The sequence below is a fragment of the Arsukibacterium sp. genome (assembly GCF_033721375.1).
GTDB lineage: Bacteria > Pseudomonadota > Gammaproteobacteria > Enterobacterales > Alteromonadaceae > Alishewanella.
The window spans coordinates 144,818-168,197 of sequence record NZ_JAWWAP010000011.1 but is presented as its reverse complement, the minus strand read 5'-3'; the positions used below and the strand labels follow the sequence as shown (position 1 = coordinate 168,197).

Genomic DNA, 23,380 nt, shown 5'->3' with positions numbered 1-23,380 from the left:
TGCTCAACGGCTATTTGCGTGTTAAAACACTTTCTGGTGTGAAATTAGGGAAATAGTATGCGGTTAAATGGTTGGCAGCGGATTTATTGTATTATCGTTGTTGGGTGGGTCGGCTATCTGGCATTTGCAGCTCATTCGGACCTTAGTTTTGCGGATGAACGCATTGTGGAACTTACTGCAGCGGTACAGCGAATGGAAGCACAGCCGGAACCGGATGGCACCCTGGCAGGCTCAATTACACACCATCTTAACGGGCACAGCCCAGCGCTATTAGCTGAGCGATATCAGCAGCAGTTAAATCAGGTGCAGCAATCTAAAACAACCACTATAACCTCAGCGCTATTTTTAGCGGTAGTGCCGCCGGTCCTTATCTACTTAATTATTGTCTGGGTAGTTGCCGGTTTCAGGTCATCAGCCAAGGCAGCCAGTTAAGCTGTAATTAAAGCCCCTAACTGCCGCACATCGGTTAGCCGGATATGCGGCAAGATACTTACCGGTTGCTGGTGGTGATCGAGCCAGGCTGCCTGGCAGCCAGCGGCTAAGGCCCCCATCACATCGGCGCGGTGACTGTCGCCAATATGCAGTATTTGCGCAGGTGTCAGCTGCAGCCGCTCTGCCGCCAGCTGAAACATATCCGGATAGGGTTTCATTTTACCGGCCGGCCCGGCCTGCAGGCTGAACTGAAATAACTCGCCAACTCCCATCTTATTAATACAGGCATTGCCATTGGTTATGGCAATTAACCGGTACTGGCTGGCCAGTTTGGCTAGCAATTCGGTGATGTCAGGCGTCACGGTAATCCGGGTGCGGGCGTCGAGAAAAGCATCATAGCCCTGTTGCGCCACCTTTTTAGCCTCTTTGCGCGCTAAGCCCAGCTCGACCAGCCCGGCCTCAATACCCAGCAGTCGCCAGCGGCCAATATCATGCCGAATTTCCGGCTCTAGTTTGGCCAGCTTTAAGCGGTGCTGCCACCAGAAGTCGCTGTCGGTCTGGTTGCTCTGTGGCGCAAGTTCGAACAGCGCTGTCAGCATAGCCTGTTCAGCCGCCGCGATAACCGGCGAGTTGTCGTACAGGGTGTCGTCTAAATCAAAAGATAATGCCTGGACAGGCGCCAGCGCTTTAAATATCTGCATGTTGAATTTCCGACATTAAAGTTAACCTGAATTATGATTGCAGTTATTACTCACTTACGCCAAACAGATAGTCATGGTTTTTTCCGGGCCCTCGGGTGGGCATTGTCATACACCGCTGCCAGATGCTGAAAATCAAGATGGGTGTAAACCTGGGTGGTACTAAGATTAGCATGACCCAGTAAGTCCTGCACGGCGCGCAGATCTGAGCTTGATTGCAGCACGTGGCTGGCAAAAGAGTGACGCAGCATATGCGGGTGCAGCTGCTGGCCCAGGCCCTGCACTTTGGCCCAGTGGTTAACCCGCTGCCGTACCTGACGCGCGGAAATACGTTGCTGCTGCTTACTTAAAAACAGCGCCTGCTGATCGGCTTGCGGTGTGGCCTCACCCAGCAATAAATGGCGCTGACTAAGCCAGTGCTGCAACGCCGTTAATGCTACCGAGCCAACCGGAATTTGCCGCTCTTTGCTGCCTTTGCCGCGCACCCGGATTAACTTTTCATGCCAGTCAATATCATTAATATTGCTGCCGACTAATTCTGCCAGGCGCAGGCCGGATGAATAAAACAACTCCAGCATGGCTTTATCGCGGCACGCCAGCACATCACTGCTGCTGTCAAAGCTGAGCAAATGCTGCAAAGTATCGATATCAAGGTTTTTCGGCAGTCTCGCTTTGGGTTTGGGAACGGTCAGGTACTGAGCCGGATTGTCGCTAACATGCTGTTGTTGCTGCAGATAGCGGTATAAGCCGCGCAGCGCAGCCACCGTCAGCGCCAGGCTGCGGGCACTGAGGCCGCGGCGCCGGCCGTTGGCCAGATAAGTTTGTAAGCTGCTTTCGGTTTGGTTGTGCCAGCTGAACTCGGTTGGCTCGGTGGCTGAGGCCTGATCACTCTGGCTGGACGCGAACAGGCTCAGCTGCTGGCGATAAGTTTGTAAGGTCCGGCTGGCATAACCGCGCTCAAAGCGCAGGTAGCTCAGATACTGTTCCAGATCACGTTGCCAGCGTGGCTCAGCTGTTGGCATGGCCGGGTAATACCAGCAACAGCAGTTCGGCCAGATGGCGGATAAACAGCCGGTCCATGCCTGGTTGAAAGTGATCATCCTGCTCGCTGCCAAAGGCCAGCAACGCCAGGCCCGGGCCACTGCCAATCTGCAACAGGGCAACGGAATGAATGGACTCGCCGAATAACGGCTGTTGTTCCTCTTTATTTAACCGGCCCAGATACACCTTGTCGCTGCTTAAACGGCGGGATACCAGCAGCTGATACTGGCTGATGGCACTGCTGTCGGGCTGCAGGCAAATAAGCCGGCAGGCATGCACCTGGGGCATACTTTGGGCAAACTGCTGCAGCGCCTGTTCCGCATCGTCCAGGCTGGGTTTATGCAATAGACTTAAGTGCAGGGTATTCAGCGCATGAAAAATATGTTCATTCTGACGGGCGACTGACATTAAACGGGTAATATCATCTTCCAGCGCAGCAATTTTAGTGCGCTGCAATTCCAGCTGGCGTTCTACCAGTGACACGCTGCCTCGTTGCTGATGGGGCAGGCGCATTTGTTGCAGCAGTTGCGGATACTGCTGGAAAAATTCCGGGTGATCCTGCAGATAATCCAGTACCACCGAGGCGGCAATCGCTTCTTTATCCTGAGCCAGGTTGTCATTCATAACGAAAGTTGTCCATCAAATACGTGTTCAGCCGGGCCGGTCATTTTTACAACCTGGCCCGGCCCATTCCAGCGAATATGTAAGGTACCACCGGGCAAGTCTACCTGCACCTGGGGCCCCAGTTTTTTCTGCAGCTGACCAATCACCACAGCCGCACAGGCGCCGGTGCCGCAGGCCAGGGTTTCACCAGCCCCACGCTCCCAAACCCGCAGTTTAATATGCTGCGACGACAGCACCTGCATAAAGCCGATATTGGCCTTTTGCGGAAAGCGTTCATGCCCTTCCAGCAGCGGACCCAGTTCTGCTACATTAGCCGTGGCAATATCGTCTACTTCCAGCACGGCATGCGGGTTCCCCATCGAGGCCACACCGCACAATACCGTATGCTCGCCGGCCCGCATAATATAAGTTGCTTCCTGCTTCTGCGCTTTAAACGGCACCAGTGCCGGGTCGAGCTGGGGGATGCCCATATTAACGGTAACCTGGCCATCCTGTTCCACATACAAGGTAATTTTGCCCGACTTGGTACTAACCTGAATTTTACTTTTATTGGTCAGACCGCGGTGACGGACAAACTTGGCAAAGCAGCGGGCGCCATTGCCACATTGCTCCACCTCAGTGCCATCGGCATTAAAAATCCGGTAATGAAAATCCAGCTCCGGATCATAAGGTGGTTCTACCATCAACAGCTGATCAAAGCCAATACCGAAGTTCCGGTCAGCCAGCTGGCGAATTTGCTCTTTGGTAAGAAATAAGTTCTGACTGACACTGTCAACCATCACGAAGTCATTGCCCAGGCCATGCATTTTAGAAAAATTAATTATCATCAAAGCCTTATCACTATTCGCTAAGCAGCTGTTCACCGCGCCACAAATCCTGCCATTGTTCGCGGGCCCGGATTAAGTGGCAGCGGTCGCCCGCTACCATCACTTCGGCCACCCGCGGCCGGCTGTTGTAATTGGAGCTCATGGTAAAGCCATAGGCACCGGCCGAGCGCACGGCCAGCAAGTCGCCCTGGGCAATGGCCAGCATCCGGTCTTTACCCAGAAAATCACCGGTCTCGCAGACCGGGCCAACCACATCATACAGTTTAGCGGCCGCTGTACTTTGCTGCTTAACCGGCACAATATTCTGCCAGGCACTGTACAGTGCCGGCCGGATTAAATCGTTCATTGCTGCATCAACAATGGCAAAGTTCTTTTCCTGACCGGGTTTTAAAAACTCGACTTTAGTCAGCAAAATGCCGGCATTGGCCATAATAGCCCGGCCGGGCTCCATAATCAGTTCCAGCTGAGGGTAGCTTTGCAGCCGTTCAACCACTTTACTGATGTAGGCATAAGGCTCGGGCGGCGTTTCTTTATCGTAGGTCACGCCCAGGCCGCCGCCGATATCGATATGACTTAGCTCAATGCCGTCCTGCTTTAACGCATCAATTAAGCTCAGCAATTTTTCCAGCGCCTCTAAAAAGGGCTGGGTTTCGGTCAGCTGTGAGCCGATATGACAATCCACCCCGACCAGTTTCAGGTGGCTCATCTCGCTGGCAGCGCGGTAAATTTGCGGTGCTTTTAAAATATCGACCCCAAATTTATTGGCTTTTAAGCCAGTGGAAATATAAGGGTGGGTTTTGGCATCAATATCCGGGTTTACCCGCAGCGACACCGGCGCCTTAATATTTAAACTGCTGGCCACCTGCTGCAGCAGCTCCAGTTCAGCTTCTGATTCAACGTTAAAGCATTTAATCCCCAGTTGCAGGGCAAAGCGCATATCATCAGCGGTTTTTGCCACCCCGGAAAATACCACTTTGGCCGGATCGCCGCCGGCGGCGATAACCCGGCGCAGCTCACCACCCGAGACAATATCAAAGCCACTGCCGAGTTTGCTCAGCACATTCAGTACCGCCAGATTACTATTGGCTTTTACCGCATAGCACACCAGGCTGTGCGGGTGGGCCGCAGCGGCACTGGCAAAGGCCTGATAATGACGCTCAATGGTTGCTTTGGAGTAAACGTAGCAGGGCGTGCCGAACTCTGCCGCCAAGGCGGTCAAATCTACCTGTTCGGCGTGCAAGGTAGCGTGTTGGTAATTAAAGTGGTCCACGGTTTTGCTCCTCACTGGCGCCCGGCAACTGCTCATTATCAGCTGGCTGAGCAGGCTTTTCTGCTGCCGGCTCTGCCACTTCTGGTGCAGCTTGTGGTAAGGTAAGAGGCCCTTTTTGACCACAGGCGGCTAGCATAATGCTGCCCAGCAATAAGCAGGCAGGCAAAAGAAACTGGGATGAAATGCGCTTCGTTTGCATGGTTTCTATTTCTTTAACGGCTTGACGCTCTATAATCGCATCCTTAGCGATAAAAGCAAACAGGTGACGCAGATGAATGACTTAGAATATGAACAACTGACCGACAATACCCTGTTAGCGGTAGAAGAGGCAATTGAACAACTGGAGCTTGATTTAGACTATGAATCGAATGGTGGTTTGTTGTCGATAACCTTTCCTGATCAAAGCAAGATTATTATTAACAAACAACCGCCGCTGCAGCAGCTCTGGCTGGCGACCAAGTTTAATGGCCATCACTTTGAATGGCGCAATCAGCAGTGGATTGATAACCGCACTGGCAGTGAGTTCTGGCAGTTGTTGTCAGATGCAGCCTCAAAACAGGCGGGTAGTCCGGTGGTGCTGACACCACAGCAATCTGGAACAGAATAATGGCGTTACTCCCTTTTGTTGATGTAAAACCAAACGGCCCGGTCAGGGCCGCAGTTGTCTGGCTGCATGGCCTGGGCGATTCCGGTCACGGCTTTGCGCCGATAGTTCCCGAGCTGCGTTTACCGGCGGACGCCGGTATCCGGTTTTTATTTCCGCATGCCCCGGAGCGGCCGGTTACCGTGAACGGGGGCATGCGAATGCGCGCCTGGTACGATATTAAAACCATGGATTTAAGTAACCGGGCCGATGAGGCCGGGGTGCGCGAATCTGCCGCAGCCGTGCAGCAACTGCTGGATAAATTAATCGCCGATGGCCTGAACAGCGAGCAAATCGTGCTGGCCGGCTTTAGCCAGGGTGGGGTAATAGCGCTTCATTTACTGGCGCGCCTGCCCTATAAGCTGGCCGGGGTGATGGCGTTATCAACTTATATGTGCGCGCCTGAAAAACTGGCTCAGGAAGCTACCGCCGTTAACAAAGCAACGCCGGTATTTATTGGCCATGGCAGTCAGGATCCGGTCGTGCCGATGGCTGCCGGTCAGCAGGCCTTTCATGCCCTGAAAAACCTTGGTTTTAATGTCAGCTGGCAGGATTACCGGATGCAGCACAGTGTCTGTGCCCAGGAAGTGGCCGATATCAGCAGCTTTTTGCAGCGCCGCTTGATGATTGTAAAGGAAGCATGAGATGAGCCAGATTGTTCGTATCGCAACCCGCAAAAGCGCGCTGGCGTTGTGGCAGGCTGAATTTGTTAAAGCGGAATTAATCCGCCATCATCCGGATATTCAGGTGGTGCTGGTGCCAATGTCGACCCAGGGCGATAAAATTCTCGATACACCGCTGGCGAAAATTGGCGGTAAAGGTTTGTTTGTTAAAGAGCTGGAAACTGCGATGCTCGATGGCCGCGCCGATATTGCCGTACACAGCATGAAAGACGTGCCGGTGGCATTTCCGGACGGGTTGGTGCTGCAAACCATTTGCCAGCGCGAAGATCCGCGCGATGCGTTTGTCTCTAACCAGTTCAGATCATTAAATAAACTGCCGCAGGGCGCTGTGGTAGGCACCTCAAGTTTGCGCCGCCAGTGTCAGTTAAAAGCGCTGCGGCCTGATTTAACAGTGCGCGACTTGCGCGGCAACGTTAATACCCGGCTGGCTAAGCTGGATAACGGCGAGTTTGCCGCCATTATCCTGGCCTCGGCCGGGTTAATCCGCTTAGGTTTTGCCTCGCGGATTGCCAGTTATCTTGAGCCTGAGCAGAGTTTGCCGGCCAATGGTCAGGGCGCGGTCGGGATTGAATGCCGCAGCGATGATACCGTGATCCAACAACTGCTGGCGCCGCTGGAACATCAGTCTACAAGGTTATGTGTGCTGGCCGAGCGGGCAATGAACCGCCGGCTGCAGGGTGGCTGTCAGGTGCCAATTGGCGCTTTTGCTACTCTTAACGGTGAGCAGCTACAGTTACGGGGGCTGGTAGGCTCGCTTGATGGCAGCACGATCCTGCATGCCAGTCACAGCGGCAAAGCTGATGATGCTGAACAGATTGGTCTGCAGGTAGCAGAGCAGTTACTGGCTCAGGGCGCAGGTACCATTTTGCAACAGGTATATCAGGCGAACGCATGACACCAGCCACGCCTTTTCTGATCACCCGGCCGGCCGGTAAAGCTGATAATTTGCTGGCCAGCCTGGATGAGCTTGGCGTGGCCTACAGTTATCAGCCCGTTATTACCACCCAACAGGTGACATTAAAAACAAAAGATCTCAACTTGCTGACGCAGGCTGATTTGCTTATTTTTGTCAGTGTCAGTGCGGTACATGCGCTGGAGCAGCAAATAAGCCCGGAGCAGCTGCCAGGCCACTTATTTGCCGTTGGCAGTACCACTGGAGGGCTGCTGCAACACTGGAGCGGCCGCGAAGTAATAGTGCCGCAGGATCAGCGCAGTGAGGGCCTGCTGGCGCTACCGCAGTTACAACAGGTTGCAGGTAAACAGGTGGTGGTGGTGCGTGGCAATAGTGGCCGTGAGCTGATTAAACAGCAATTACTGGCCCGCGGTGCTACCGTTAAGTATGTACAGAGTTATAAGCGGCTGCCGCTGCCGCTGGATGGCGGGCAATTATGGCAAGTGTGGCAGCAACAGCAGGTACGTTGTATTGTAGCGACCAGCAACGAAATTTTGCAGCAGTTGTTCGGCTTGATCCCTGAAGCCGGTCAGCCCTGGCTGAAACAACGGCACTGGCTGCTGGTAAGCCCGCGGATGCAGGAGCAGGCACAGGCACTTGGTATTAGCCCGCAGCAGATAAGCCTGGCAGAAAATGCCAATGATCAGGCTTTGCTGCAGCAAATTATTCAGCTTAAAAAGGAAATGTTATGAGCGAGCAGGCAGAGTTAACCCCGGCTGAAGAATCAGCAGCACCACTGGAGCAATTGAAACAGCAAATTGCTGAACAGGAACAACGTCCTGCCGGTGCTGGCCGTGCGTTAGCAGTGCTGGCATTGCTATTAACCCTGTTGCTGGCAGCGGGGGTGGCTGCTGCAGGCTACTGGCTGTGGCCACAGTGGCAGCAAATGCAAAACCAACAGCAGCAATTGCAACAGGCACAGCAGGATATTAACCGGCAAAGTGCCGAGCTGCTAAACAGCAGTCAGAGCCAGTTGCAACAAAGCCTGAGCAGCCAGCAGCAAAGCCTGAATGCGTTCGAACAGCAGTTAAAAGCGGAGCAGCAGCGGCAGCAGCAACAACTGCAGCAGCAGATGCAGGCCGTGCGCGAGTTAGTCCAGCAAAGTGACGGCGCGCCGCCACGGCACTGGGCACTGGCTGAAGTACAGTTTCTGTTAAAGCGGGCTGATTACAGCCTGTGGCTAAACCGGGATATCAACAGCGCCCGCCTGCTATTGCAGCGAGCGCAGCAACAACTGGCCGAGCTGGATGACGCTTCATTAATCAATGTCCGTCAGGCTATCGTTACCGATTTAGCTGCGCTGGCCGGATTAAACACCCCCGATCTGAGCGCTGTCCATGTCGAACTTGCGCAAATGCGCAAAACCAGCATGGCGTTACCGTTGAAACAACAGCAAGCTGAGCTTAGCGTCACGGTGCAGGCGCCAGAGGGCGAGCTGAAAAACTGGCGCAGCACGTTAAAATATTACTGGGACAGCAGTCTGCAGCGGCTATTTTCAGCCAGAGTGGCGGTACCGGAAGACTATTTCAGCTTAAGTGAAGAACAGCAGCTGATGGTGCGGATTGCGCTTAATCAGCAATTGCTACTGGCGCAACTGGCAGCGTTAGAGGCTGAGCCTGCGGTGTATCGCAGTGCGCTACAGCAAGCCAGTGATCAGTTACAGCGTTATTTTCAGCCAACTGAGCCGGCAGTGCAGCAGCTAAGTGATCAGCTGCTGGCGCTGGCCGCTATTGATATCAGCCCGCAACAACTACCGGCGCTGCAAAGTGGCCCGCAGTTGCAAGACTATCTGCAAAGCATGGCGGAGACTGAGTTATGATCAAAGCGCTTATTCTGGTCGCGGTATTGGCGCTGGCAATGTTCATCGGGCCGGTGGTTACTAATAATCCGGGCTATATCAAACTGGTGCTTGCCGGCTACGTTATAGAGATGACCGCACTCGGGTTTGTAATCGTGCTGATCGCCGGTTTAGTGGTGCTGTGGCTGCTGGTCAAATTGCTGAAGCGCTTGCTGCGGCTGCAGCATGTGTCGTTTAACTTTTTCCGCTCGCGGCGGGAACGCAAAGCCCGTCTGGCTTTTGCCAAAGGTTTACGTGCTTATACCCGACGCCAATGGCCACAGGCAGCCAGTCAGATGCAACTTGCTCTGCAGGACGGCGATTTTAACCACGAAAAACGTTTTCTGGCCGCTTATGCGGCGTTTTATGCGGGCGATGCAGATAAGGCAAGCCGCTTAATTGCTGAGTTGGCTGAGGACGACCCGGACCGCCAGTATCTGGAAGCCGATATATTGCTGCATCAGGGCAATGCCGCTCAGGCCGCACGGCTGCTGGACACCTTGTTGCAACAGCAGCCAGTCGACCCGGCGTTGGCTGAACTGTATCTGCGGGCATTGCAGCAAGCCGGGCAGTGGCAGCAGCTTCTGGCCGCAGCGGGCCGGGCGGCAAACGGCCACTGGTTTGATAAAGCCAGCTGGCAGCAGCAACGTTTTGCCATTTATCCGCAGGCCATCCACTATTTAGCTACTGAGGCAGGCTTTGATCAGCAACAGGATTACTGGCAGGCGTTGCCTGCCAAAGAGCGTAAATCTGCCGCTGCGGCCCTAGGGTTAGCCTGGGCAGAAGCCGCCGCAGGCCAGACAGATGCCGCAGAAAAACGGCTGGTCGCTGCTTTGTCACTGGCTGATATTGCACCCGCTTGGCCACATTTACGGCAGATCCCGCTGGGCCATTCGGTTTTGCGTTTACGCAAACAAATACAACACTGGCTGCGAGATCATCCAACTAACGGCTATCTGTATGCGGTGCTGGCCTATCTGTCCGAGCAGGAAGGTGAGCCGCAACAGGCGAAGCAAGCCTGGCAGAAAGCCCGGCAGTATCAACCCGGGCTGGGTTAATGGCTGAGAGGCTGCAAGGTCTGACGGCCGTAGCCCGGCCGGATGCCAGGCTGCTAATTCTTGGCAGTATGCCGGGCGCAAAATCGCTGCAACAGCAGCAGTACTATGCTCATCCACGCAATGCATTCTGGCCGTTAATGGCAACTATTCTGGGGTTTGACCCTGATCTCAGTTATCCTGCCCGGCTGCAGGCTATGCAAAACCGTTGTGTCGCGCTGTGGGATGTTATTGGCTACTGTCAGCGTCAGGGTAGCCTGGACAGTGCCATCAGTGCTGAACAGGCAAATGATTTTGGTCTTTTTTTTAAACAGCACAGTGAAATTCGCGCTATCGCTTTTAATGGTGGCAAAGCCTGGCAATGCTTTCGGCGTCAGGTGATAAATAAACAGCCATTACCCGAAAGCCTGCAGCTGCTTCAGCTACCCTCTACCAGCCCGGCGCATGCCAGCCTGAGCTTTAGCGATAAACTGCTGCACTGGCAACAAATACGCTCCTTTCTGAATTAAAACCGCATCGTCAACATTTCTGCCGCGTTTTAGTTATCACTTTTCCTGCCTTAGGTACCTGTCGGCTTTTTTTACAACTGCAGCAGTTTTATGCTTGACAGCATGCTGATTCAGGACAATATTGAATAGTAATTGAACAGTCATACAACTATGGTACTAAGCCAATTTTATGAAACAACTGTTATGCAGAACCAGTAAATTACTGTGGCCGGTTGCCCAACCGGCTAATCTGCATAACTGTTTGCATGAATGTGCCACCGACTATCACCTGTCTGAGTGGTTCGACGAATAGCCACACCCCTCTGAGTTAGCTCCAAAATCTTTTGCCCGGCGTTTGGCCGTGCGAAGAAACCTGGCCTGTTGGCCATTTCCTATAACAAATCAAAATGCAGGAAGTAAAAATGAAAGCACTAAGTCTGTTAGGCGTCGTGGCGCTATTGCTATGTGGCAATGCGCAGGCCTGTTTATTACAAGAAAGCGAAAACAACAATAACGAAAGTGGCGCCAATGGCCTGTTATGCAGTGGCGTAGCGGTACAGGCCAGTATTGGCAGCCGCACCGATCAGGACTGGTTTTACTTTGATTCCAGCGCTACCGGTGATATTACCGTAAGCCTTAGCCATGATAACAACGATGACTTTGACTGGTTTTTATACCGGGCCAGCGGCAGCTACATTGCATCAGGCCAGAGTAGTGCCAACCCTGAAACCGGCAGCTATGTTGCCTCTCCGGCCGGGCCGTATTATGTCAAGGTGACCCGTTACAGTGGTACCGGCAATTACCAGCTAACGGTAAATTTTAGCGCCGCAGCTGGCGGTGGTGGCACCGAACCGGAACCGGAGCCTGAGAACTGTAATTATGGTAACCGGCCGACAAAACCGGGTGGCTTAAGCGCAACGCTGCTGGGTAGCGCTAATGATGTCTGTGTCAGCCTGACAAATCCGGCATTGCTACTGATGGGTGGCGGTGCTGACGTTGATGCGGCGTTTGCTAACCGGATTAACCCGCATATTCAGGGCGGCAATGTAGTGGTGCTGCGTACCTCTGGCACTGCAGCATATAACGACTACCTGCAAGGTTTAACTAACGCTGCCTCGGTAGAAACCCTGATTGTAAATACCCGGACCAAAGCCAACAGTGATTATGTTGACTGGGCTATTCGCAGTGCCGAATTTGTATTTATCGCCGGGGGTGATCAGTCTGATTATCTGAATCAGTGGCAGGGCACCAAAGTACAGGATGCCTTGATGCATGTGTATAACAAGGGTGGCGCAGTGGGCGGTACCTCTGCCGGCAACCATGTATTGGGCGAGTTTATCTATGATCCGGATGGTGTGCTCGGCGCTATCAGCTCAGAAGCGGTAACCGATTTCTGTCATGAAACGGTGAATATCAGCAGTAACTTCCTGGGCTTGTCGCTGCTTAATGGCATTATTACCGACACCCACTTTAAACAGCGCGACCGGATGGGCCGCTCAGCGGTGTTTCAGGCCAGGCTGGGGAGCAGTGGCCGGGTAGTGGCTGTATCAGAAGCCACGTCGCTGTTTATTACTGCAGACGGTAATGGCGTGGTCGATGGCAGCCATGAAGTTTATGTACTGCGGGCCGACAGCCAGACCCAGTACCAGCAAACCAGTTGCGGTCAGCCGGTTATTATTAACAATTTACTGCGCTATAAACTGTTACCGGGCCAAAGCTACAACTTGCTGAATAACAGCACGGCGGTCAGCCCCATCCGGCTAAGCATCAATGGTAATAACAGTAATTTTTATAATCCGACTATTCCATACTAAGTCTCTGGCTCAGGCGGGCATGGTGCCTGCCTGAGCTGTCACAGGCTAAAATTCAGTGTATTCAAACTAACATTTAACTAACAAGGGTTGCATTCCCCTTTTAATTGGTTAAGGTATCGGCAGTTTAATTAAAAGGGACTAACAATGAAAAAATGGGTTTTTCTGGCGCTGTTCAGTTGTGGCTTAGCGCAGGCCGGTATGCTGGAAGCATTAAAAGCGTACGAAGATAAAAATTATACCGAAGCCAAACAACAATTTGCTGAGTTAATACCGCTGGGCAATGACGTTGCCGCATTTAATCTTGGGGCGATGGCCTACCAGGGTGAAGGGCAGGAAAAGGATCTGAGCGCAGCGCTGGCATATTTTATGTTAGCGGCTGAATTGAAGCATCCCCAGGCAAAAGAGATTTTGCAAAGTGAGATAAAAAATGTCACCGAACTACAACTGGAGCAGGCAAATCAGCATTTTGAACAGCTAAAACGCAAAGTGGTAATTGTGGCGACAGACTTGGATAAACGGCGGGATGACAGTCTGCCACAACCTATCAAAAGGGTTAACCCCGAATATCCGGTAAATGCTGCCAGAAACGGCCAGTTTGGGTTCGTTAATCTGCGATTCTTAGTAGACGAGCAAGGTCAGGTGACAGCAGTGGATACCTTGGATGCTTACCCGGAAAAAGTATTTGAAAAGGCATCAATCCGGGCTGTTAAGCGTTGGCGGTATCAGCCAAGTGGTCAAAAGCATTTAATGAAAGTGCAACTAAGTTATTCTCTGAGCGGTGGTGTTAAGGTTTCAGCGGTAGAAGAGACTGTCGCTGAACATAATCTATGGGATTACGCGGTGGCAGGGTCGCCACAGCATCAGCTGGCGCTGGGTATGCTACTGTCGCTGGTTGAAATTCAAAGTCACAATAGCTTCTGGTATAACCCGGAGTTGCCGCTGGCCACAGCAGCTGACTTCTCTATTTATCAAAAACGCGCTGAGCTGCGGCCTGATTTCGATGGCTTCTGGGGTTATGCCGTGGTGCGGGTGGCTGCAGATGGCACCATTACCGAGCAGATTAAAACCGATTTTGAGCCTCGCAGCGAAGTCACCGATTTAGTGGGTCTCAAACTGAAAGGCAATGTGGAGACCGAGGTTTACCGGTTGCATCGCAGAAGCGACATTCGTTCAAAAGGCGTTTCTGTAACACCTTCAATTGAAACCTCCAAAGCAATGTCTGGTAAGTTCTGGTGGGAGCAAGCGGCAAAAAATGGTAACAAAGATGCGCAGCGTATTATGGCGGCCTATGACAAGCAGTGGGAAGACTATTTACTGGGCCAGAACGATGCCGAGGTGATGGCCTGGACTGGTACCCGGTTAATTCTGGAAGGGCAACGTGACCAGGGCATTAAGTTGCTGGAGCAGGCAATAGCAAAAAACTATAAGCCTGCAGCTGAAATGAAAAAGCAATTTATGTAGTAACTTATTACGCCATTGGAATTAATTGCTGGCCCAAGGGTCTGAAGCTTATTAAATAGCATCAGGCCCGGGCAGCAAATTTTGTCAGCTGTGACACACCCTCTCAAGCGTTTTATCTTTGAATATGGCAATGCTGTGCTGCTGGCCGTGTTGGTGCACACCGTCATTTTGGGGTTGCTGCTAACAACAAAATTCAGCCAGCCTGCGTCGCCACCGGTAGCTGAGCCAATAATATCCTTCCTGTATCAACCGCCGCCCGCTGCAAAACCGCCCCCTAAAGCGACTCTGCCAGACAATCTATTGCCAGATGAACAAAGAACGGCCGATGAAAGGGTCGAGCAGGCTATTGTCAGCGATGACAGCGCAGGAAACTTGCCACCAGAATTAAAACCACTCACGACAACGCCAGATGTCGCTGACCAACATACCCGTTCAGCAGATAACACAACGTTAGTTCAAGGCCAAAGCCTGGCGCAACGTGCATTGCACCAAGTGGCAAAACCGGATCAGGCGGCAATCGAGCGGGCAGCAACGGTCAGCTACCAGCAATTTATTCAACAGCAGCAACAGCCAAGGTTAACAGTGGATAAAAAGCACTGGCCGGTTAGTCAGGACCCGACACAGCAGGTTGTTGCCCAGCTAAATGATGGCCGGCATATCGTTCGTATCAGCAAAGGTGTTTGTGTTTTCGGCGACCCGACGCTGGATGGTTTTGAAGCACTGATGGCGGCAAAAAGGGTGCCTTGCGGCGATGAAGTGACAACCAGCGCGTTGCTAAAGCAAGCGCTGGATAAACATAGTAAGCGCTGATTATTGCTCGGCGATATGCTGTTCCAACCGTGCTTTTAATTCACCTTCAATAACCACCGGCTTGCCGGTTTTCTGATCAAGACAGACAATGGTCACCTCAGCGTCAGCAGCAATGGCATCTTTACCGGCAATTCGCACTTCCTGCTTAACCACAGCGCTTTTACCGCCAATTTTGCTAAAGCGGGTCAATATTTCCAGGGTATCGCCCATGGTGGCCGCAACCCGGTAGTTAATATTAATATTGACGATAATCCAGGCCAGCTTATGTTTGGCAAACCAGTCAATATCGCCGCTGTCTTCCAGATAGCCCCAGCGGGCTTCTTCCAGGAATTCCAGGTAACGGGCATTATTGACGTGCTGATAAATATCTAAATGATAACCACGCACTTTAATCAGGGTTTTATGTTGCATCTTACTGATCCTGTTCTACCGAAAGGCACTAAGTGTGGCACAGTTTAACTGGCCAAACCAGTTCAAATGTAGGCAAAGGCATCGGCAAACATATGCTCGCGGTGGGCGCCTTGCTCTGTAAAGGCTTCGCGTGCTACCCCGGCCATGGCAAAGGGGCCGGCGATATAAATGTCATAGGCTTCCAGCGAGACAAAATCAGCTAACACCGCTTCGTGTACCAGACCATTGCGGCCCTGCCAGCCGGTACCCGGCTGCTGCACTACCGGGATAAAGCGGAACTGCTTATGCTGACTGGCCCATTGTTGTAACTCTGCCTGATAGTACAACGCATCTTCATGGCGCACGCCCCAATACAAAAATACCGGCTGGCTGGCGTTAGCCGCGCTAAGTGCCTGGGCAATCGCGTAAACGTAAGAAAAACCGGTGCCGCCAGCCATTAAAATGACCGGCCTTTTGCTGTCGGTACGCAACTGAGCCTGGCCCAGGCCAACTTCAGCCATCACCGGCAAGCCAGCACGGAATTGCTGTTCAATATGGCTAAGGGCAGCGCTCGACCAGGTATCGCCGGCTGGGGTACCAATATGCAGCTCCAGTAATTGGCTGCTGGCGATACTGGCAATCGAAAAAGGTCGTTTATCATCATCGCTTAACACCAGTTGCAAATACTGACCGGCGCGGTAATCAGCTGCCTGCTGCGGCCGCAGCACAACTTTGCTGATCCCGGGGGTCAGTGCTTCGACAGAAATCACCTGGCAGGCAATCGCAGTGGTGTTGGCAGTGTTGGTCATAACGCTCTCGTTTCTGGTGGCCTGAACCTGTGGTCAGCCACTGATAAATGGATGATGCAATACTACATCGCTTAGCGGGTACGCCAGGCAACAATAAGTAAACTGCTGTTGTTTGTCCACGTCGGACAGCGGTTGTGGCTCGTTATATCGAACTTCACCGCTTTTTAGTTTGCAGACGCAGCTGGTGCAAACGCCTTGCCGGCAGCGGTTGGGGAAATCAATACCACATCGCAGCGCTGCGTTCAGAATGGTCTCTTCTTCGTGCACAGTAAAACTGAGTCCGGCCGGGGTAATGGTTACCTGAAAACTCAAAGCCGGGATTCCTTTGCCGGCAGCACAATGCCGAGGCTATCCCAGATGGCATCAACCCGTTGTTTAGTGGCTTCATTCATCACTATGGGTTCACCCCATTCCCGACTGGTTTCGCCCGGCCATTTATTGGTTGCGTCCATACCCATTTTCGAGCCTAAGCCTGATACCGGCGAGGCAAAGTCGAGATAATCTATCGGCGTATTTTCTACCAGGGTGGTATCACGCGCCGGGTCCATCCGGGTGGTAATGGCCCAGATCACATCCTGCCAGTCGCGGGCATTGATATCATCATCGCAGACAATGACAAATTTGGTATACATAAACTGGCGCAAAAATGACCAGACGCCCATCATTACCCGCTTGGCATGGCCGGGGTACTGCTTTTTCATGGTGACCACAGCCAGCCGGTAAGAGCAGCCTTCCGGTGGCAGATAAAAGTCGGTGATTTCCGGAAACTGCTTTTGCAGAATTGGCACAAATACTTCGTTCAGTGCCACCCCCAGAATGGCGGGTTCATCCGGCGGCCGGCCGGTGTAGGTACTGTGATAAATCGGGTCTTTGCGCATCGTAATATGGGTAACCGTAAACACCGGGAAGTTATCAACTTCGTTATAATAACCGGTATGGTCGCCATAAGGGCCTTCCGGCGCCATTTCACCAGGGGCAATATAGCCTTCCAGCACAATCTCGGCACTGGCAGGTACTTGCAAATCATTGCTGATGCACTTGACCACTTCAGTGTTGTCACCACGCAGTAACCCGGCAAAACCATACTCAGACAAGGTATCCGGTACCGGGGTGACGGCGCCTAAAATGGTTGCCGGATCGGCGCCTAAGGCCACTGAAACCGGATAATTCTGGCCCGGATTGGCTTTTTGAAATTCATAAAAATCCAGGGCGCCACCGCGGTGCGATAACCAGCGCATAATCAGTTTGTTTTTTGCCAGCACCTGCTGGCGGTAAATACCCAGATTCTGTCGTTCTTTGTGCGGCCCTTTGGTTACTGTTAAGCCCCAGGTAATTAACGGCGCCGCATCGCCCGGCCAGCAGGTCATTACCGGCAACTGGCTTAAATCAACCTGCTCACCTGTCAGCACAATTTGCTGGCAGGCGGCTTTTTTTACCTGCTTCGGTGACATATTCAGCACCTGCTTAAATAACGGCAGTTTGCTGAAAGCATCTTTCAGACCTTTTGGTGGCTCTGGCTCTTTTAAAAAAGCCAGTAACTTACCCACTTCCCGCAGTGCCGATACGTTTTCCTGGCCCATGCCAAGCGCCACCCGCTGCGGCGTGCCAAACAGGTTAGCGAGCACCGGCATGTTATAGCCTTTCGGGTTTTCAAATAATATGGCCGGGCCACCGGCCCGCAAGGTGCGGTCGGCAATTTCGGTCATTTCCAGCACCGGGTCTACTTCTGCAGTTACCCGCACCAGTTCACCCCGTTGTTCCAGCTGGCTGATAAAATCGCGTAAGTCTTTATATTTCATGCTTGGCATCAGCCCTTGTCAGTTATTGCCGGCTATTATACAGCTCTGGTCAGTGCTTGCCAGTTTTGGCCTGCTATGCGGCTGGTTTGGCAAAGCGCTGGCTTTATAATAGCGGCAGGTAATTAAACGCAGAGTGATACGATGGCCGAGCAGGAAGGGGTTATAAAATATCAGTTAAATTTTCAGCCAGCTGAGGTGTTGAAGATGGATGATATTGTCCAGCTGAACAGCTGGCGCCATATTATGCTGCAGTTAGGTATGCTGGGCCAGGACCCGGCTCGATACGATAATTACGGTTTTGGTAATATTAGCCAGCGCTATCGCAATACCACCCAGTTTATTATCAGTGGCAGCCAGACCGGTGGGATCAGCAATATGACAGCGGCTGACTATGCGCTGGTCAGCGAATGTGTTCCTGAACAAAACCAGATCACAGCACTGGGCCAGACCAGGCCGTCCTCTGAGGCAATGACCCATGGCCAGTTGTATCAGTTAAGCGACGACATTAACTTTGTTATTCATGCCCATTGTCCGCAAATCTGGCAGCAGGCCAGCGCCCTGGGCCTGCCACAAACCCGGGCCGAGGTACCTTATGGCACGGTGGCGATGGCCGATGAAGTGGCACGGTTATTCCGTGATACAGATGTATTGCAACAAGGGCTGTTTAGCATGGCCGGCCATGAAGATGGGATAGTGGCTGTTGGCCAAAGCGCGGCAGAGGCCGGCCAGCGGCTGATTGCCTGTTATGCGGCAGCGCTTGGTCGTGATACTGTCTCTGAATAACGCTTACTGCCGATTAAAGGTTGGTAAAAGTAGCGGATAATCGCTAAAGTTTAATTTAGGTGTTTTTAGCAAAAATAAGGTTGTTGATGGATTTTCCGCCACAAGTTAAACAACAAACGTGCAGCGACTGTTTAAGCGGGCAATCGTTAGGTTTTCAAATCCGGATGGCGTTTCAGCCGATAATTGACTGGAAATATCAGGTTATCTGCGGCTACGAAGCGTTGGTGCGCGGCCCCGAGGGCCAGGGCGCGGGCTGGGTTTTTCAGCATATTAACGAAAGCAATAAATACTACTTTGATCAGGCGTGCCGGGTTAAAGCCATTGAAACAGCGGCAAAGCTGGGCTGCAGTACCTATCTGAATATCAATTTTTTACCCAACGCTGTTTACAACCCTGAAACCTGTATAAAGGCCACCATTGAAGCCGCCGATTTATTTGGTTTTGATTTAACCAAGCTGGTGTTTGAAGTAACCGAAGGTGAACAAATTCCGGATAAAGACCATTTAAACCGGATTTTTCGCAGTTACGCCAAGCGTGGCTTTAAAACGGCGATTGATGACTACGGTGCAGGATATGCTACGCTGGACTGGCTGGTTGAACTTAAGCCGCATATTTTAAAGCTGGATATGGAGCTAATCCGCAATATTGAAGCCAATCCGGACAATCAGTTTATTGTTGAGCAAACCATGGCTCAGTGTCAGTTGCAAGGTACTCTGGTCTTGGCCGAGGGGGTGGAAACCAAAGCCGAGCTGGACTGTCTGCTGGGGTTGGGTATTCGTTATTATCAAGGCTATTATTTTGCCCGGCCAGAGCTGGAGCGGTTAATCAGCACTGCCGAGCTAAATGGCATGAAATAACCCGGACCCTGCTGCGCCCGGGTTGCTGCCAGAAAAATGCCAAAATCTTGTTAAAAATCGTAGCTGACCCTGCCATACACCAGCCGGCCAGAACGACCATAGGGTGAATAGTTTGAAAACGGCGTATTACCAGTACCGTTTAAATTAACCGGGAAAGCGTCCGGATATTCATCCAGCAGGTTATCAGCACCAAGTGCCAGCTTAATATTGTCGGTCATTTGATAACGGGCTTCTATATCAAGCAGGGTTTTCGCATCCAGGGTAAAATCATTGGCAGCACTGGCATTCGGGGTAAGCACTTCACCATAACGGGTAGCGCGGAAAGTGGCGCCAAAACGGTCGCGGCTCCAGTTAACATGGGCACCTAATTTGCTTTTCGGGTTACCTTTTTCATAGGTCAGCACATTTACCCGGCCAAACAGCTCCGGTGCAGGGTCCAGGGCAGATAACTCAGCGGTTTGTGGCGTGCGGGTGACATCAGTGCTGTTAAAATTGGCTACCAGCGTCAGATCAAAGCGGCCGCTGTGGTCAGTAAACACCGGGTAATTGGCTACAATATCCACGCCCTGAGTTTCAGTATCTACCCCATTAATAAAGAAGCGGCCCCCACCAATACCAATTAAGCCCAGCGATTCCAGATAGGCCCGGACATTGGCCTGGGTCAGGTTTTCTGACAAGACGATTCTGTCATCAATATCTATCCGGTAGCCATCTATGGTGAGGGTTAAATCGCCCAGCCGGAACACCGCGCCTAAAGAAAAATTAACGGATTCTTCGGCGTCGAGCGGCGTGGCACCCAGGGCAATAGCCGCCGGATTGTTAACCGGGAAGGTAGTAATATCAAACGGCACACCGTCGATAAAATTAGTCGAGGTACTGGTAAAATACTGCTGCTGCAGCGACGGCGCCCTGAAACCATTCTGCACGCTACCGCGCAGACCGACGCTTTCATTAACGTCATAACGAAGCGCCAGTTTACCGGTAACATTATTACCAAAATCTGAGTAGTCTTCTGCCCGCAAAGCGACCGAGCCTAACAGGTTGTCAGTAATGTTGGCTTCTAAATCAATATAGACACCAATTGCCCGCCGGTTTTCGTCTACCGCATTGGCGGGCCTGAAGCCAGGAAAGACCTGAGAGCCAGACTGGGTCGGATTGCCATTAGGCAGTAACACACCACCGTTGCGGTACGAGTCTGGTTCGCCGGCAAAAATCGAGTAGCCTTCACGCCGAATTTCAATGCCGGTGGCCATATTTACCGGCGAGGCAAAGCTGGCAATGTCGAAAGAAGTCACCCCTGAAAAGTTAAACACCCATTGGTCATAGTCAAACCCGCCGGCATCGAATTCGGTTTTACTGGTTGGGCCAATTGAGCGGTTAACGGTATTTTCAATGGTAAAAGCCATTTCATTCATACCATAAACCACTGAAGCATCCATACTCCAGTCAGCGATATCCCACTCGTAACCTACGGCAAAGCTGGTATCAGTCACTTCAGGAGCAATTATCGGCAGAAAACCGTCCGGATGCACTTCAATAACGTTTCTGTCATCCAGTGCCCGCCGGTAAAAACCACCAGAGCGGGCTGATCTGTCCTGAAAGCTGGCCCAGCCATACAGTTTGCCGCTGTCCAACATCAGACCGGCATTAGCAAACAGGGTAAATTGCTGCAGCTCAGGTTCGCCATACCAGGCATTAAAGCGTTCGATAGTTTGTTCGCGGGGGTCATATTCGTCGCCAACCAGCGGATATTGCTGGCGATGGTCATAGCCACCCCGCTCAGTCCGTTCGGCGTCTTTAAACTCTGCCGCCAGCGTCAGATAACCATTACCGGGCAGGGCAAAGCCTTTCCAGCCAGACAGGTTGATTGTTTCGCCATCGTTAACGCTGCGCTTTATTTCAGCCGGCGCGCTCCAGGTGGCATTTGCCGGCGGCGGGGTGGTGGGTACTGTATAGGCTGAGTCGCGATAGCCGTATGACAGCGTAACATTGCCGCCTTCACTGGCCTCACGCAGCCGCACATTAATGACCCCGGCAATGGCATCTGAACCATACTGGGCTGAAGCACCGTCGCGCAGTACTTCAACGCTGCGAATCGCGGCAGTGGGAATGGTATTTAGATCTACCGCTGAACTGCCACGGCCAATGGTGCCGTTAACATTTACCAACGAAGCAGCATGCCGCCGCTTGGAATTCACCAGCACCAGAGTCTGATCCGGCCCCAGACCACGTAAGGTTGCCGGCCGGATAGTATCGGTACCGTCCGCAAGGCCGGGACGGGGGAAATTAAACGACGGCAGAGCTACCGATAATACTTGGTTAAGCTCGGTCGAGCCCGAGCGCTCCAGCGCTTCAACGCCCACGATATCGATAGGTACGGCGGTATCATCTACTGAGCGGCCGGCGACCCGGGTGCCGGTTACCACAATTTGCTCAATTTTTTCATCGTCGGCAGATCGGTTATCGTTACTTTGCGCCAGGACAACAAAAGCGGGGTTAAGTAAAGCCGCACTGATCGCCAGTACCAAAGGGTGTAAAGCAGCACTGCGCATAGTAAGCTCCTTGTTGATATCCTTAAAACGTAGGTGGCCGTTTGCAGCTTGTCAAACTTCAGCAAACTTTGTTTCTATGATGCAATACTGCTGTTAACGACAGTGGGATCAGCCGGCTGCGGATTAGCATCGTGATTTTTGCTGCAAAACAGGGTAATCTGGAGCAGCCATCCGGATGGCTTATAACTGACCGAAGGTAGAAATGGGGTTAAACCATGCATAAAAACACTAAACTTATTGATGCCGGCCGGGCAAAAAAGTACACCGGCTATGCGGTTAACCCGCCGCTGGTGCGTGCTTCTACTATTGTATTTGACACCTTTAGTGAGCTGAAACAGGCTACTTTGCAGCGCGGCAACCGGGTACCGTTTTATGGCCGGCGGGGTACCGATACCCATTTTGCCCTGCAGGAAGCAATTTGTGAGCTGGAAGGCGGTGCCGGTTGTGCGTTGTATCCCTGTGGTGCTGCGGCGGTAAGCGGTGCCTTGCTGGCATTTCTGCAAAGCGGCGATCATCTGCTGATGGTCGACAGCGTCTACGAGCCTACCCGGGCGCTGTGCGATAAGTTGCTAAAAGGCTTCGGTATTGAAACCACCTATTATGATCCGCAACTCGGCGCTGGTATCGCCGGGCTAATTCAAGCCAATACCAAAGTAATATTTCTGGAATCACCCGGTTCCTTAACCTTTGAGATGCAGGACATTCCAGCCATTTGTGCGGTGGCGCAGCAACATAAAATTGTCACCATGTTAGATAATACCTGGGCGTCGCCCATTTTATGTCAGCCTTTTGCACTGGGAGTGGATATTTCAATTCAGGCGGCAACCAAATACATTGTCGGCCATTCCGATGTGATGCTGGGAACCGCCAGTGCAAATCAAAAGCACTGGCCAAAGCTTCGGGAGCATAGCTATTTAATGGGTTACTGTGCCTCAGCAGATGATGCCTATACCGCGCTGCGTGGCCTGCGTACCTTAGCAGTACGATTGCAGCAGCACGAGCAAAGCGCCCTTACTATTGCCAATTGGCTGCAGCAACGGCCAGAGGTTGAGACTGTGCTGCATCCGGCCTTGCCGTCGCATCCGGGGCATGCCATTTTTCAGCGGGATTTTTCCGGCAGCAATGGTTTATTCTCGTTTGTGTTAAAGCAAGGTAACCAACAGCAGGTTGAAGCTTTTATCGAAGGCATGCGCCATTTTAAAATGGGTTTTTCCTGGGGAGGCTATGAAAGCCTGATCACCGCTACCTTGCAGCTGCAAAAACTGCGTACGGCCAGCAGCTGGCCCTACAGCGGGCCGCTGATCCGGTTGCATATTGGCCTGGAACATGTTGATGATTTACTGGCAGATTTAACCGACGCATTTCAGCGGTTTGCCCAGGCAAGCTGAGGCTGAATTCGGTATCAGCTAACTAAGATTAACGCCGTTGTGTTGCTATTCACAGCGGCCTGCTCAATACTTTCACTGCGCCACCCGTCGGGATAATATCGCTGGCCACCATAGTTGGAGGTTTTTATCCGTCCTTACTATATCGCCTGGAGCATTTGTTTAATTCC

Annotated in this window: 26 protein-coding genes; 15 read left to right on the top strand and 11 right to left on the bottom strand. The window is 52.2% G+C overall.

Features of this window, described 5'->3' with window-relative positions; all coding sequences use genetic code 11:
• Window positions 1-57: 57 nt before the first annotated feature.
• Window positions 58-432: a hypothetical protein gene (locus R3187_RS17065; protein ID WP_318968267.1), complete on the top strand. Its 375-nt coding sequence runs from the start codon at window positions 58-60 to the stop codon at window positions 430-432.
• On the opposite strand, the gene R3187_RS17060 is transcribed toward R3187_RS17065, so the two are convergent.
• The 6 genes from R3187_RS17060 to lptM form a co-directional block, all read right to left on the bottom strand.
• Window positions 429-1,133, bottom strand: a complete 705-nt coding sequence (locus R3187_RS17060) for an HAD-IA family hydrolase (protein WP_318968266.1) — start codon at window positions 1,131-1,133, stop codon at window positions 429-431. The two genes, R3187_RS17065 and R3187_RS17060, sit on opposite strands and share 4 nt — an antisense overlap.
• A 71-nt stretch (window positions 1,134-1,204) precedes the next feature.
• The gene (locus tag R3187_RS17055; protein WP_318968265.1) at window positions 1,205-2,152 is read right to left on the bottom strand and encodes a tyrosine recombinase XerC; all 948 of its coding nucleotides are present in this window, start codon (window positions 2,150-2,152) and stop codon (window positions 1,205-1,207) included.
• Entirely contained in the window at window positions 2,139-2,795 is a 657-nt protein-coding gene (locus tag R3187_RS17050) for a DUF484 family protein (RefSeq protein ID WP_318968264.1), read from the bottom strand. Before R3187_RS17050 ends, R3187_RS17055 begins: the two co-directional genes overlap by 14 nt.
• The gene (gene dapF, locus R3187_RS17045) at window positions 2,792-3,622 is read right to left on the bottom strand and encodes a diaminopimelate epimerase (protein ID WP_318968263.1); all 831 of its coding nucleotides are present in this window, start codon (window positions 3,620-3,622) and stop codon (window positions 2,792-2,794) included. The genes R3187_RS17050 and dapF overlap by 4 nt, the downstream gene beginning before the upstream one ends.
• 13 nt (window positions 3,623-3,635) lie before the next feature.
• A complete protein-coding gene (gene lysA / locus R3187_RS17040) occupies window positions 3,636-4,892 on the bottom strand; it encodes a diaminopimelate decarboxylase (protein ID WP_318968262.1) in 1,257 nt (418 codons plus the stop codon).
• Window positions 4,879-5,091, bottom strand: coding sequence for an LPS translocon maturation chaperone LptM (gene lptM / locus R3187_RS17035; protein ID WP_318968261.1), 213 nt, complete (start codon window positions 5,089-5,091; stop codon window positions 4,879-4,881). The genes lysA and lptM overlap by 14 nt, the downstream gene beginning before the upstream one ends.
• A gap of 72 nt (window positions 5,092-5,163) precedes the next feature.
• Between lptM and cyaY the strand changes: the two genes are divergently transcribed.
• The 11 genes from cyaY to R3187_RS16980 all read left to right on the top strand — a co-directional run bounded on the left by cyaY (window position 5,164) and on the right by R3187_RS16980 (window position 14,635).
• The gene (cyaY, locus tag R3187_RS17030; RefSeq protein ID WP_318968260.1) at window positions 5,164-5,499 is read left to right on the top strand and encodes an iron donor protein CyaY; all 336 of its coding nucleotides are present in this window, start codon (window positions 5,164-5,166) and stop codon (window positions 5,497-5,499) included.
• Window positions 5,499-6,179, top strand: a complete 681-nt coding sequence (locus R3187_RS17025) for an alpha/beta hydrolase (RefSeq protein ID WP_318968259.1) — start codon at window positions 5,499-5,501, stop codon at window positions 6,177-6,179. The genes cyaY and R3187_RS17025 overlap by 1 nt, the downstream gene beginning before the upstream one ends.
• A gap of 1 nt (window position 6,180) precedes the next feature.
• Complete coding sequence (hemC, locus tag R3187_RS17020; RefSeq protein WP_318968258.1) at window positions 6,181-7,113, top strand: hydroxymethylbilane synthase; 933 nt, start codon at window positions 6,181-6,183, stop codon at window positions 7,111-7,113.
• Window positions 7,110-7,862: a uroporphyrinogen-III synthase gene (locus R3187_RS17015; RefSeq protein WP_318968257.1), complete on the top strand. Its 753-nt coding sequence runs from the start codon at window positions 7,110-7,112 to the stop codon at window positions 7,860-7,862. The genes hemC and R3187_RS17015 overlap by 4 nt, the downstream gene beginning before the upstream one ends.
• On the top strand, window positions 7,859-8,989 hold the full coding sequence (locus R3187_RS17010) for a uroporphyrinogen-III C-methyltransferase (RefSeq protein WP_318968256.1): 1,131 nt from the start codon (window positions 7,859-7,861) through the stop codon (window positions 8,987-8,989). The genes R3187_RS17015 and R3187_RS17010 overlap by 4 nt, the downstream gene beginning before the upstream one ends.
• Complete coding sequence (locus R3187_RS17005; protein WP_318968255.1) at window positions 8,986-10,065, top strand: heme biosynthesis HemY N-terminal domain-containing protein; 1,080 nt, start codon at window positions 8,986-8,988, stop codon at window positions 10,063-10,065. Before R3187_RS17010 ends, R3187_RS17005 begins: the two co-directional genes overlap by 4 nt.
• The gene (locus R3187_RS17000) at window positions 10,065-10,571 is read left to right on the top strand and encodes a DNA-deoxyinosine glycosylase (RefSeq protein ID WP_318968254.1); all 507 of its coding nucleotides are present in this window, start codon (window positions 10,065-10,067) and stop codon (window positions 10,569-10,571) included. The genes R3187_RS17005 and R3187_RS17000 overlap by 1 nt, the downstream gene beginning before the upstream one ends.
• Before the next feature lie 169 nt (window positions 10,572-10,740).
• A complete protein-coding gene (locus tag R3187_RS16995; protein WP_318968253.1) occupies window positions 10,741-10,863 on the top strand; it encodes a hypothetical protein in 123 nt (40 codons plus the stop codon).
• Window positions 10,864-10,972: 109 nt separating this feature from the next.
• Entirely contained in the window at window positions 10,973-12,364 is a 1,392-nt protein-coding gene (locus R3187_RS16990) for a Type 1 glutamine amidotransferase-like domain-containing protein (protein ID WP_318968252.1), read from the top strand.
• Window positions 12,365-12,508: 144 nt separating this feature from the next.
• Window positions 12,509-13,825, top strand: a complete 1,317-nt coding sequence (locus R3187_RS16985) for a TonB family protein (RefSeq protein ID WP_318968251.1) — start codon at window positions 12,509-12,511, stop codon at window positions 13,823-13,825.
• 90 nt (window positions 13,826-13,915) lie between these two features.
• Window positions 13,916-14,635 carry a hypothetical protein gene (locus tag R3187_RS16980; protein ID WP_318968250.1) on the top strand — a complete coding sequence of 240 codons (720 nt, stop codon included), beginning with the start codon at window positions 13,916-13,918 and terminating at the stop codon, window positions 14,633-14,635.
• On the opposite strand, the gene R3187_RS16975 is transcribed toward R3187_RS16980, so the two are convergent.
• The 4 genes from R3187_RS16975 to ubiD form a co-directional block, all read right to left on the bottom strand.
• Window positions 14,636-15,046 (bottom strand): thioesterase family protein, encoded by a 411-nt coding sequence (locus R3187_RS16975; RefSeq protein WP_318968249.1) that lies wholly within the window; start codon window positions 15,044-15,046, stop codon window positions 14,636-14,638. It abuts the gene before it with no gap.
• A 62-nt stretch (window positions 15,047-15,108) separates the two neighbouring features.
• The gene (gene fre / locus R3187_RS16970; protein ID WP_318968248.1) at window positions 15,109-15,834 is read right to left on the bottom strand and encodes an NAD(P)H-flavin reductase; all 726 of its coding nucleotides are present in this window, start codon (window positions 15,832-15,834) and stop codon (window positions 15,109-15,111) included.
• Between the two features lie 33 nt (window positions 15,835-15,867).
• Entirely contained in the window at window positions 15,868-16,146 is a 279-nt protein-coding gene (locus R3187_RS16965; protein WP_318968247.1) for a 2Fe-2S iron-sulfur cluster-binding protein, read from the bottom strand.
• Window positions 16,143-17,633, bottom strand: a complete 1,491-nt coding sequence (gene ubiD / locus R3187_RS16960) for a 4-hydroxy-3-polyprenylbenzoate decarboxylase (protein WP_318968246.1) — start codon at window positions 17,631-17,633, stop codon at window positions 16,143-16,145. Before ubiD ends, R3187_RS16965 begins: the two co-directional genes overlap by 4 nt.
• A gap of 141 nt (window positions 17,634-17,774) precedes the next feature.
• Here ubiD and R3187_RS16955 point away from each other — a divergent pair, with 141 nt between their 5' ends.
• Together R3187_RS16955 and R3187_RS16950 are read left to right on the top strand one after the other, a co-directional pair.
• Window positions 17,775-18,416: a class II aldolase/adducin family protein gene (locus tag R3187_RS16955; RefSeq protein WP_318968245.1), complete on the top strand. Its 642-nt coding sequence runs from the start codon at window positions 17,775-17,777 to the stop codon at window positions 18,414-18,416.
• An 86-nt stretch (window positions 18,417-18,502) separates the two neighbouring features.
• The gene (locus tag R3187_RS16950; protein WP_318968244.1) at window positions 18,503-19,273 is read left to right on the top strand and encodes an EAL domain-containing protein; all 771 of its coding nucleotides are present in this window, start codon (window positions 18,503-18,505) and stop codon (window positions 19,271-19,273) included.
• 50 nt (window positions 19,274-19,323) lie between these two features.
• Here R3187_RS16950 and R3187_RS16945 read toward each other — a convergent pair whose 3' ends face one another.
• Complete coding sequence (locus R3187_RS16945; protein ID WP_318968243.1) at window positions 19,324-21,825, bottom strand: TonB-dependent receptor; 2,502 nt, start codon at window positions 21,823-21,825, stop codon at window positions 19,324-19,326.
• A gap of 215 nt (window positions 21,826-22,040) precedes the next feature.
• On the opposite strand from R3187_RS16945, the gene R3187_RS16940 reads away from it, so the two are divergent.
• Window positions 22,041-23,213: a cystathionine beta-lyase gene (locus tag R3187_RS16940; RefSeq protein WP_318968242.1), complete on the top strand. Its 1,173-nt coding sequence runs from the start codon at window positions 22,041-22,043 to the stop codon at window positions 23,211-23,213.
• Window positions 23,214-23,380: the final 167 nt, after the last annotated feature.